The organism is Clostridium carboxidivorans P7, from assembly GCF_001038625.1.
GTDB classification, from domain to species: domain Bacteria; phylum Bacillota; class Clostridia; order Clostridiales; family Clostridiaceae; genus Clostridium_AM; species Clostridium_AM carboxidivorans.
In genome coordinates, this window is record NZ_CP011803.1 from 2,663,024 (window position 1) to 2,675,157 (window position 12,134).

At 29.5% G+C, this 12,134-nt stretch carries 10 protein-coding genes and 3 riboswitches; all 10 genes read right to left on the reverse strand.

Translation table 11 applies throughout. From position 1 onward, the window contains the following. Positions 1 to 111 precede the first annotated feature (111 nt). Positions 112 to 301: riboswitch (cobalamin riboswitch) on the reverse strand. Positions 302 to 704: 403 nt separating this feature from the next. Further along, positions 705 to 4,220, reverse strand: a complete 3,516-nt coding sequence (locus Ccar_RS11650) for a cell wall-binding repeat-containing protein (RefSeq protein WP_007060287.1) — start codon at positions 4,218 to 4,220, stop codon at positions 705 to 707. A gap of 264 nt (positions 4,221 to 4,484) precedes the next feature. Continuing rightward, positions 4,485 to 4,661, reverse strand: a riboswitch (cobalamin riboswitch). A gap of 73 nt (positions 4,662 to 4,734) precedes the next feature. Further along, on the reverse strand, positions 4,735 to 5,145 hold the full coding sequence (locus tag Ccar_RS11655; RefSeq protein ID WP_007060286.1) for a response regulator: 411 nt from the start codon (positions 5,143 to 5,145) through the stop codon (positions 4,735 to 4,737). A gap of 117 nt (positions 5,146 to 5,262) precedes the next feature. Beyond that, positions 5,263 to 5,742: a hypothetical protein gene (locus tag Ccar_RS11660; RefSeq protein ID WP_007060285.1), complete on the reverse strand. Its 480-nt coding sequence runs from the start codon at positions 5,740 to 5,742 to the stop codon at positions 5,263 to 5,265. A gap of 138 nt (positions 5,743 to 5,880) precedes the next feature. Then, positions 5,881 to 6,063, reverse strand: a riboswitch (cobalamin riboswitch). Between the two features lie 73 nt (positions 6,064 to 6,136). Further along, the gene (locus Ccar_RS11665) at positions 6,137 to 6,955 is read right to left on the reverse strand and encodes a class I SAM-dependent methyltransferase (protein WP_007060284.1); all 819 of its coding nucleotides are present in this window, start codon (positions 6,953 to 6,955) and stop codon (positions 6,137 to 6,139) included. A 20-nt stretch (positions 6,956 to 6,975) separates the two neighbouring features. Next, positions 6,976 to 7,359: a 4Fe-4S dicluster domain-containing protein gene (locus Ccar_RS11670; protein ID WP_007060283.1), complete on the reverse strand. Its 384-nt coding sequence runs from the start codon at positions 7,357 to 7,359 to the stop codon at positions 6,976 to 6,978. Between the two features lie 69 nt (positions 7,360 to 7,428). Next, positions 7,429 to 8,232: an ABC transporter ATP-binding protein gene (locus tag Ccar_RS11675; protein ID WP_007060282.1), complete on the reverse strand. Its 804-nt coding sequence runs from the start codon at positions 8,230 to 8,232 to the stop codon at positions 7,429 to 7,431. Continuing rightward, on the reverse strand, positions 8,226 to 9,029 hold the full coding sequence (locus Ccar_RS11680) for an ABC transporter ATP-binding protein (protein ID WP_007060281.1): 804 nt from the start codon (positions 9,027 to 9,029) through the stop codon (positions 8,226 to 8,228). Before Ccar_RS11680 ends, Ccar_RS11675 begins: the two co-directional genes overlap by 7 nt. 79 nt (positions 9,030 to 9,108) lie before the next feature. Beyond that, positions 9,109 to 9,642, reverse strand: coding sequence for an ECF transporter S component (locus tag Ccar_RS11685; RefSeq protein WP_007060280.1), 534 nt, complete (start codon positions 9,640 to 9,642; stop codon positions 9,109 to 9,111). Between the two features lie 88 nt (positions 9,643 to 9,730). Beyond that, positions 9,731 to 10,489, reverse strand: a complete 759-nt coding sequence (locus Ccar_RS11690) for a class I SAM-dependent methyltransferase (RefSeq protein ID WP_007060279.1) — start codon at positions 10,487 to 10,489, stop codon at positions 9,731 to 9,733. A gap of 46 nt (positions 10,490 to 10,535) precedes the next feature. Further along, on the reverse strand, positions 10,536 to 12,116 hold the full coding sequence (locus Ccar_RS11695; protein ID WP_007060278.1) for an ABC transporter substrate-binding protein: 1,581 nt from the start codon (positions 12,114 to 12,116) through the stop codon (positions 10,536 to 10,538). Positions 12,117 to 12,134 lie beyond the last annotated feature (18 nt).

Consider the following 12,134-nt stretch of genomic DNA (forward strand, 5'->3'; position numbering starts at 1 on the left):
TTTAGTAAAAATTGCATAAAAAAAATGAGCCCTTGAAAGAGCCCACCTGCATTCATGATAAACATTATCTATTACAGATAATGTTTCTTCGTATATATCTTTCCCTCCGAAAGAATCAACAAATATCAGGCAGGTTTCCTGGCTCGGATTCATTTTACTCCCTTGTCTTCCCAGATAAATTATCCAGTGGCATAATAAGGTTTCATCATCCTCACAGTAGCGGTGGGCTGCAGTGGTTCTTCCACTTTCCCTTTTAACTGCATTTTTAATAAATGGCAGCACCTAATACTATTATTATTCAATTTTAAATTTTACTTAACTTTCCTTTATTTCAGTATATTGCTATAATTGCAAAAAGTCAACATAATGTATTTATACAATTTAGTAATTTTAAAAAAATGCTAATCATTTTTTAGTGGACAATTGACAAAGGACAGAGGACAATGAAGGTGAGTTTTCCTCCTTACGTCAGAAAACTAATTTATTTTTAAAAACTGTTTTGCTAAAGCAAAATAATCTTTAGATTTATATTAGGCAGCAATGTTTCGCTTTAGCGAAACGAGTCATCAAAAATTTAATTAAAGATTTTTCGCAACAAAGCGGAGAAAAATCATCCTTCACTGTCCTCTGAAAAAATTCTGTCACATTGTGCTTATTTTACGAATTACAGTTAGTACTTTAACCAACCAAATGCAATACTATTATTAAAATGTAATAATTACACTTCTTTCTTTTATATCATCATTTGATGGAACATACTCAGAATAATTTCCAGCACCATCTTTTTGTGTTCTTATTGATGATGACAGTGTATTTTTAACTCTTACTCCAATTTTATTATTAAAAGCTGATGCATTATTAAAGGTGAATATAATAGTATTTCCACTTATTTTTGCTGAGTCAGCTTTTATATTTGTTCCATCATCACCTACAAATATAAAATCATCTGTATCTAAACCACTGTTTTCATCCAGTGCTGTATCAAATGTTATATAAACCTTTCCTGAATTGCCATCCCTTAATGCACTCCAGTAACGTGAAATAGTTTCTGGAGCTGTCTCATAATCATATATTGTATTTTGATTATTACCTGCCTTATCAGATAAACTAGCTATAGGCGCACCAGTTTCATCAGTTGTTTCAGCATCTGATTTTATTCCAAGATATGCTTTTTGCCCTTGAGCTTTTATCAAATCTATTTTAGTTGTATTTTTACTATTATTACTTTTTCCATTAGCAAAGCTTATCACTGGAGCTGCTTTTCTTTCATCATCAGCAGCCTCATATCCATCCTTAAATGTAAGAGTTACTTTGTCTCCTGAAAAATTTGCATCAGTTGGAGTTATCCCTCCTAATGTAAAATCACTGGCAGTTAAATTATCTATGCTCCTGCTGAATTGAATATCTGCTTTTAAGTCATCTCCATCATAATAAACCTTAATTGTTTTAGCTTTTACCTGTGCTCCATAGGTATTAATATATATTTTATCTGAATATGAGATCCCATTTAATACATTTCCAGCTTCATCCTTCACATTGAATACTAGTATTTTAATCACATCATTGCTCATACCAGTATTAATACTGCTGTCTACTGCAGTACCTATTTTAACCTTATAACTTGAAGGAAATTCTATTGTTACACTCTTGTTATCTCCACCTGCTGTTATACTTGCACTTTCTGGTAATATCTTACTATTTCCTTCTCCATTTAAGAATTTATAATTTTCCTTATTAGTAATGGTTTTTGAATTCATAGCTTCACTGAAGTATACAACTACTCCATCTTTTCCTTGAGACTTATTTTTTTTATAATATATTCCTATTACATTTGGTGCTGTATTGTCAGTACCTGTTAAGGTATCAGTATAATCTTCCATTGTATTTGAGGGGTTTTCTGTATCCACAATATGCTTAATTGTAAGATTATATTTTGAACCTGTTAATCTCCAATCATCCTTGGAATCCGATGGATTAAATTTTTTTAACTTAATGTCATAAACATCTGCGTTACTTTTAACAGCTTCATCTTTAGAATTGTATATTCTATCAATATGATCCGTTATATCTGTGCTTTTACTATCTTCTAATTCATAATTTGATATGCTCGTGGCATAAGAATAATTAACAATTTTACTAAATTGCACACGAATAGTTTCACTATCAATTGCAGTTACCTTTGTAACAGTTGGTTTTGTTGCATTTTTAGGATGCTCAAAGCTTATTCTAATATTATCATTTAGCTTATTTCCATAAGCATCATTAACATTACTGCTTATATAAACTATATTTGAACCAGCTTTTATTGTACCATCCGTTATATATTTAAGTTTTACTACAGTACCTCCACTGCAGGTGCTTATGCTGGCTCCATCTATATCAGATATTTTCTTACCGTTTATTTCATAATTTGATTTATCCTTAGCTGTTTTCGAATCCATGGATCTATCAAAGGTAATATCAACTTCTCCATTTTCAGCTTCCTTTATGGATTTAATTGATGGAACAGTATTATTACTGTCTATTGAGAAATCCTTACTTTCTTCTTTTACAGTAAATCCAGCGGCATCTTTTAATAAATCTTCATCTCCATCTAAAACTTCCAAGGTATGTTTTCCACTTTTAAGGGATGAATCAAAATAGAATACAATTTTTTCTGACCAATTTTTTTCTCCCATTATCATGGGATTCTTAATTTTAGTCAAATTCAAATCACTGTTCATTCCGTAACTTCCAATATTCAATCCATCTATTTTAAATTTATTTTTTACACTATTAATATCCTTCATATTAACTGCTTTTGAGAATTCCACAGTTATTTGATTATTTCCTCGTGCTGTTACCGATTTCAGTACAGGAGCTGTAATATCAGAAAACATTACATTTTGCTCAAAACCGGCTATATAATTTTTCTTATCTAAAGTTAATATTCCTTTATTTACTGAAACTTTTACATTATCCAGTTGTTTTCTTGGTTTTGCTAAGGTTATTAAAACCGTATTTCTATCTGGTGCTGTAGCCACAGCACTATTTTCATCTATTGCTTTTCCATAATCATCTGCAGATGTTAATTGAACTCCATCTATTTTATAATTCGTTACATTTTTACAAGAATCTTTATCAACTTCTGTATTAAAATGGACTGCAATTTGGTTAAGGCTAACTGCTTCTATTGACTGAACTGTAATTTCCCCTGTTGGAGCTTCACAAGCACTTAATGCTTTTTTTATATTATCTAATGTTGATTCTGAAACAGCATTTGTTCCACCTATAACAGTTAAATCAGTTTTTTTAGTTACAGAAGTTTTAATATATGCCATAGCATTAGTTGTTGCTGATATTCCTTGTTCATCTATTAACACTAATGGAGATGATGTTCTTCCAGCTAGAGAAGAAGCTACTAGTGCATCTGTATATTCATCACCACTTGCATTTGCCACATATAACTTATCCATTTTAATACTGTCTTTAAACAATTTTAAAACTTCCAAATTAGTATAAAATCTATTTTGTCCACCATCAATTCTTGTCCCAATAAAAGAATTTAAAATTTTATCATCTATAACACTTTTTGTTCCTATTACAGTAACTTTTGATTTATTATTCCTTATAAAATTAAGAACTGACTTCATTGAATCAGCATTATTGTTTCCTAACAGCAATATTTGTCCTTTGGCTGCTGCTATTGGAGCTACTGAAATAGCATCTGAAAAGCCTTCTCCCCCAACCATCATTACATTACTAACATCCACTCCAAGTTCAACTAATTTTTGTGCTACAGCAGCATTTGTTTCATATCTGTTCTCTCCACTTAGTTCTATAAGATTATAATTCTCCTTTAATTCACTTCTTATAGCTTGTGAAATTGAAGCGTTTCCTCCTACGATATATATGTTTTTAGCTTTTAATGTACTTATAGCATTTGCTGTACATGTATTTAATGTTCCTGCTGCAGTTAAAAGTACAGGTGCATCTAATTTCTTGGATAATGATGTTGCACTTATTGCATCTGCATATCCTTCACCAGAAACTAATATTATATTATCACTGTTTTTCCAATTTGTTGTAGCAGCCTTAGCTGCTGTTGCATATTTATCAGCTTCTCCTATCCTTGTAACTGACCCTGAAGCTGCACTAATTGGAATGGGCGATAAAGCTGTAATTAAAACTATTAACATAAATACAGCACCTGCTAATACTCTTCTGCCTATCCTATTCATTTTTAATATCCCCCTTGATTCATTGTGTATTTTTCAAACAAAAAAGGTACACTTACTAAAAAGTAAGTGTAAAGTAAGTTTTATAAAGGGATTAAATATATTTAAATTAACACTATATAATAAAAGAGGCTCCTTTCGAAGTCTCTAATAAACAATTATAAAATACATATTCTGCTGCATCTAATACTGCTAATTTTAAGTTAAACTCAAAATACAACGGTATTAAAATGACACTATTTATGCACTTTCTCTCCCTCCGAAAGACTATGACAAAAGCAATAGGTAGGTCTCCTGACTCACGGGTCTTCCTTATTCTTCCTTCCCAGAGATATCTCTCCAGTGGATATAGAACTTGTCTCCGTATACAGTAGCGGGGGCTGCAGTGGATTTTCACCACTTTCCCTTTTAATTAATAAATAAACCTAATACTTTATTATTTAATTTTACAATATTAATTGTATATCTATTTTTGAATTATGTCAATCTTTTTATAATTTAAAATATTTTATCAATCTTAACAATATACTCCTATAGCTTTATCAATAAAATATTCTCTATTAGGATACATATGTCTTCTTATTGTTTCTACTAATTGCTCAGTTCTATTAGATTTCAACAGATAATCCTTTGCTCCTATCTTTATGGCTTTTTGTACAAAATAAAAATCTTCACAAGCACTTACAAATATGATGATTTTATTTTCATCTCTATTTTTTATTAATTCTGCTGCACGTAATCCATCTAATATTGGCATTTTTATATCCATAAGAATAATATCAGGATTTAGTTTTTCATTCATTAGAATAGCTTCTTTTCCATTACAGGCTTCTCCAACAATATCAACCTGCTGCATTCCATTTAGTATAATCCTTTTAGAAACTTTTCTTTCAAAACATTCATCATCAACAATCAATATTTTACACATAATAACTCCCCTCCACTTTCCCTTTCAGCTCCTAATAACATAAAATCATAGAAGCACCTAGTATTTAAATATTAAAACTCTTAATTATATAAAGTTTTTAAATTCTGTTAATATCTTTTATGATCCAAAATTTTTTTTACATACACCATATACTTTAGGTTTATTTGAAAAAACATTAGAAAATATCTTTTTTTCATTTAAAATATCCAAATCATGCTTACTGCTAAAATAGCAAAGCAAAGTATTTTCATCAATTTTATGAATCCAATCCTCCATATATTCTTCAAATTCAAAATTCTCTTCAAATAGGGTATCATCCTCATATATGCTTACAATGTTATACAAATACATTTCAAGCTTTAAAATTTCATTAATATTTTCAAGATCTATTCCATCCTGTTCTACTATTTTTTTTACTTTTAAAGAATAAAGCTCATAATAATGTTCAAGCTTTTTATAGGCTCCTACTACTTTCTTTAGATATTTATAAAAATAAAGATTATTAATTTTCACTACTACTTTATTTCTTTTATTTAAATAAGTGATAAGCCCTGGCTTATACTCAGAAAATTGTGTCTGATAAAAATACCGTTTCATAAATAATCCTCCTCTTCAATAAAAATAAAAAATCCTTTTAACGAAAACGTTAAAAGGAAATAATACAACAAAGCTTGTTCAATCATAAAGAATCAACAAAAACATCATTATAACACGCCCCCCTATCGCTCGTAGAGATATTTGTGTAAAACATAGGCAGGTCTTCTGACTCAAGATTCATCATTTTAGCACGCCTTCCCAATATATAAGTGGCATAATGCACTAAAACTCATCTATTACAGCTACGGGATAGTTCAGGATTTTCACCTGATTCCCTTTTAATTAATCAAAATAGATTAAACCTATATTTTTTGTTTATTCAATTTAATTTTAATTTATACCTATTAGTCATTAATGTCAATACTACAATTAGAATATTATTATTTTTAAACTACTATTTTTTCCAGTAAAGCCATGCTATTTTGGCTCTTGTTTTTTCTTGTACCAGGCCATTCACAGCTTTGCTTTCTATATAATTTTTAATAATAGATTTATCTTCTTTTGTTAAAACTTTTGTCCTTTGAAAATAACTTAAAAATTCTAAATAAAGTTCATCTACTGGCTTTAATCTCTCCCAACTAGAATCTTTATAGGTTATTTTTGGATAGTACCCCATATTCCATAATATGTTGAATGTACAATATATTTTGTTTCCATGTGGATTATTATTGCTGGAGTTAAAAATAATCTTTAAAAGCTCATCCTTTAAATTATTTTTTCTTTCCACAAAACCACTTAAAAAATATAAATTTTTTCCACAATTAATCATTTTCATGAGATCCTCATAACTATCTATAGCTGGACTCATAGATGCAAAAACCAAATCAAATTTTTCATTGCAGCCAAACTCTTCTAAGCTCAATTCTGACCAAGGTTTTTTAACAAAAGCTATATTATCTATGTTTTTTTCCTTTGAATTATTTTCAGCATAAGTAATCATATTCTGAGAAATATCTGTAGCTATAACATACTCAGATATTTTGGAAAACTGTATAGAATAAAATCCTGTACCACAACCTATATCTAATACGTTTTCAAATCTAGCATCTTTTCCTGCTTCAATAAAGTCTAATATGCAGGAAAAATCTATCTTTTCTTCTCTTTGTATATCTTTTGTATTAAACTCTTCAGCTCTTTGATTCCAAAATTTTTCTTCCATGGTATAGTATTTTTTAGAATTATTCCATGACTGTGAAAAATACTTTATATCCATACATCTTCTCACCTTTTAATCTAATTTTCTTGAATTTCAAGAACTTCCATTGGACATGCTTTAACACAGATACCACAAGCAATACATTTGCTTGGATTAGGTTTATCTTCAGTTTTTACTATAATACCTTTAGGACAAACTTCAACACATTTAAAACAGCTAGTACATGTTTTTTTGTCTATCATATATATGCCCTTAGCATTTTGTTTAATAGCTCCTTCAGGACATTTTTTAGCACATAAACCACATTGATTACATGTTTTTATGTTTGGAGAATTATCCTTTTTCACATCAATTTTAATACAAGAATTACCATAAGTTTTGTAAAACGCTTCAGAACAAGCTATTTCACAACTTAAACAAGCCATACATAAAGAACTATCATTGACAACCAACTTTTTCATTTCACATTCCTCCAGATTATAAAAAATAGTTTTTTTACTTTAATGAAACAATATAATTAAAGTTTATTATTAAACTTTCACCCTCTTATTAGGATTATTTATAGGTATAGATGCTATTAATTTTTTGGTATAAGAATTTTTAATATTATATGCCTTATCTTCATTATCTATTTTTTCTACTATTGCCCCTTTATACATTACCATTATCCTGGAGCAAAGATATTTTACTGCACTTATATCATGAGAAATAAATAATACACCCATACTATTTACCTTTATTAACCTTTTTAACATATTTAAAATAGCTGCTTGAGTACAAACATCTAAGCTAGATATAATTTCATCACATATCAAGAATTCAGGTTCTAAAAGCAGTGCCCTGCATATGTTTATTCTCTGTCTCTCTCCACCACTAATATCTAATGGATATTTAGTTAATATTTCATTTTTTAAATTAGCAAAGGAGATTATATCTTCAATTTTTTTAATTTTTTCATTTTTAGAGATATTATAATGATTATTTAAAGGCTCAAGTAAAGAATCTAATACCTTCATGTTTGGATTAAGTGAAGTCATGGTATCCTGAAAAATTATTTGACAATTTTTCCTAAAGGATTTTATTTCTTCTCCTTTAAGACTCCAAATATCCCTGCCTCTAAAATTCACATAACCTTCAGTAGGTTTTTCTAATCTCATTATTAAACGTGAAAGAGTACTTTTTCCACATCCACTCTCTCCCACTAATCCAACTACTTCTCCAATATCTACATTAAAGGAGGCATCATTTACAGCCTTTATACTTTCATTATGAGATTTAATCAATGATAATTTAGTTTTATATACTTTAGATAGGTTATTTACTTCTATTAACATACTTCCAATACCTCTCTATCAAAGGTTGCCTTTATCAACGAAATTGTATAAGGATGCTTAGGATTGTTAAAAATCTCAAATACATTTCCTTTTTCAACTATAGAACCATCCTTCATGACAATTACTTCATCAGCCATTTCTGCTACTACTCCAAAATCATGTGTTATCATAAGTATTGTTGTATTGAATTTTTTTTGTATAAGCTTAAATTGTTTTAATATTTCCTTTTGTGTAGTTACATCTAACGCTGTTGTAGGCTCATCAGCTATTATTATTTCAGGCTCCATAAATATTGCTGCAGCAATCATCATTCTTTGAAGCATACCACCGCTTAATTGAAAGGGATATTGCTTCAAAATTACAGCTGGATCTTCTAAATTAAGCTTTTCCATTACACTGCAAATTTTATTTTCAAATTCTTTTCTATTTATAGTCATATTACTTGATATTAAATCATAAATCTGCGTTTCCATAGTTAATGATGGATTAAAACAATTTATAGGATTTTGAAATATAGAAAATATCTTTTTCCCTCTAACCTTTCTTATTTCTCCATCTGTCATTTTAATAAGGTCTTCGCCATTAAATAGTATACTTCCTCCTGAAATATAGCCACTTTTAGGAAGCATTTTTATAATAGACATAGCTGTCACACTTTTACCGCTGCCACTTTGTCCTACAATGCAGGTTATTTTACTCTTTTTTACTTCAAAATTTATTCCTTTAACTACTTCTTTAATTCCTTTTTCAGTTTTAAAAGCAGTATTCAATTCTTTAACTTCTAAAATATTTTCCAAAATCTCACCTCTTACTTCAAATTTAAATCCTTAAGATTCTACTTTCTTACCAATGCATATATAGTATTCATTGAAAAAGCTAGTAACTTGATGTACTGCTCTTTAAAGACTTTTCGAGAGCATATACAATAATAGGTATTAAAATAATTTGTATCACTATACCAGGTAAACCTTCAACAAAAAGTCCACTTGCTACTACACTCAATTTAAAAGGCTTGCTCATTATAATATGAAGTAATACAAAAGTTCCTAATATATTTACTAATCTGCCTAAAATCATACCTGAAATCAAGGAAGGATATACACTCATCTTAAATTTGTTATAAAATATTGAAATAAATAATCCATAAGAAGCAAGTTCAAAAATCATTATATAAACAAATGGGAATGGCGGCATTCCTGTAAATACATGACTAAGTAATGGAGTTAATATCCCTACACATAATGCATAATAAGGCTCTAAAACAAATGCTCCAATTAAAATTGGAATATGCATTGGCAAAAATATACTACCTGCATCTCTTACACCATGAAACAAAAAAGGAAGTATTAGCCCTAAAGCTATAAGCAAGGCTCCTCTTATCATTTGCTGTAAATTTGAAACTCTTTTCATATATAAAACCCCTCTCTATCTGACCTACCCTTTATATAAATTACTTATAGATGATTGCAGAATTCTGCAATCATCTATTTGAACAATTTTATTTTTTTATACCCATTATACAAATTCTCTTATATGGATTCATAAGTCTATTTTTTAGAGGCATAACTGCCTTTTCCACTCTATCCACTTCTTCCATGGGAATAACCTTTACATCACTCAACTCAGTATTTCTTACTAACTCCTGTACATTTCTTGCATTTTCGTCCTTAATCATAGGTAATTTTTCTTTAATACTATCACTGTAATCACCATCATTATTCCAGGGATTTCTAAATTCAGTTAAAGCTATAAGTATTTTTCCCAAAAACTTTTGTATTTCATAGCTGCTGTTTTTGTAGAACCAATCTCCATCTATTATTACAAGCTTTCCCCCAGGCTTCAAAACTCTTATCCATTCACTTAATGCCTTTTCTGGATGAGGAATAGTCCATAATAAGTGCCTATTTACAACAATATCATAGGTATTATCTTTACATGGAAGATTTTCTGCATCCCCCATACCAAAGTTTATATTTAGCTTTGCTTCTTTAGCCTTTTTTCTAGCAACCTCCATCATACCTTCTGATATATCAAGGCCAGTACAATTATGACCTAATTCAGCTAAAAGTAATGCTAAGAATCCTGTTCCAGTACCTACATCAAGTATTTTTTTACTTTCTTTTCCTATAACTTCACTTAAAAAGACTTTCCACTGAACTTTTTCTTCTTCACTTTTAAGACCATGAGAATATTGCTTATCATAACCTTTTGCCCAAATATTCCACTCTGATGCTATTTCTTTTTTAATATTATCCATTATAACCCTCCAAGCTTTTGGATATTACTCAGCTGTATAACTTAATCTAATTCACATTCCATTGTTCTACATTCCATAAGAAACCAGCTCCGTGATGTCCAAGCACTTTTTCCTTAACACCTGAAACTCGCTTGTTTACACCAAATAATGCTTTTAGATAAACTCCAAAATCATATGCAGGGTCTTCTGCTAATTCTTTTTGGAATTCTGCATAATATTTTTTTCTTTCATTTTCATCTGTTGTAGTTCTAGCTTTATATAGTGCTTCATCTACCTTTGGATTTGAGTATGATCCATTGTTATCTCCACCATTTATTTCACTTGAATGAAATAACCTAAAGGTGTGATCATCAGCATCAAAAGGACTTCCCCATCCAAGTAGAAAAGCATCGCATTTATCTATCTTTATTGCATCCCAATCAAGGGCATCTACTTTTACTTCTGCACCTATTTTTTTAAATTGAGAAGCAAAATATTCTGCCATCTTAACTCTAACTTCATCTGTTTTAGGAGCAGTTAAAGTAAATTCTAACTTTTTACCATCTTTTACTCTTATTCCATCACTGCCTTTTTTCCATCCAGCACTTTCTAAAAGACTATTAGATTTATCTAAATTGTAAGAATATTTTTCCACATCAGGATTGTTAAATTTATTTATCTGAAGTGGTGAATAAGCTTCTGATCCATAACCTAATAATATTCCATCTACCATTCCTTTTCTATCTAATGCATAGTTAAAGGCTTTTCTTACATTTACATCCTTCCATATGTCTTTTTTCATGTTATACATCATGCATCTATAATCTGCTGTATCAACTTTATATACCTTAACATTATTTAATTTTTCTATTTTGCTTACCTGGCTGGGTTCCAAATAAGCTACATCTATTTCTCCTGTCTGAAGCTGCATTGCTCTAACATTATAATCTGCTATAAATTTAACTACAAATTTCTCTATGTTACCTGTCTTTCCATAATAATCTTTAAATTTAGTTAAAGTTATATTGTTTCCTTTATCCCATTTAACAAATTTAAAAGGACCAGTACCTATAGGTTTTTGATTAAATTCAGCAGTATTTATATCTTTTCCATTAAAGCAGTGTTTAGGAATTATTCCTATAGTAAGCTTGTCTAATAATGGTGGAAATGCTTCTTTTAAAATGACTTTAACTTCATAATCATTTACAGCCTGAACATCTTTTATTTCACTGTATTCTGGCTTTAATGAAGAATTTACCTTTTCATCCAATATACTTTTTAGAGTAAAAACCACATCCTCTGCTTTAAGTTCTGTTTCATCATGGAATTTTATTCCTTTTTTTAATTTAAAATCATAAGTAAGTTTATCATCTGAAATAGTATATGAATCTGCTATTTCAGGTTTTGGAATGTTATTTTCATCAAATTTCATTAGGCCAGTAAAAATTTCTTCATTGGTATACTTGTCTTCCGTTAATATAGGATTTAATTTTTCATCTTCAAACTCCGCTCCATATACTAAAGTCTTACCACTATCTGAAGCTTTTTTAGTAGATGTAGCTTCTGATTTACTTCCACACCCTGTAAATACTACTGAAACAACTAACATGCAGCTCAATACAATACTTGTTATTTTTTTCTTGTTCATTCGTCCCCTCCTAATTTT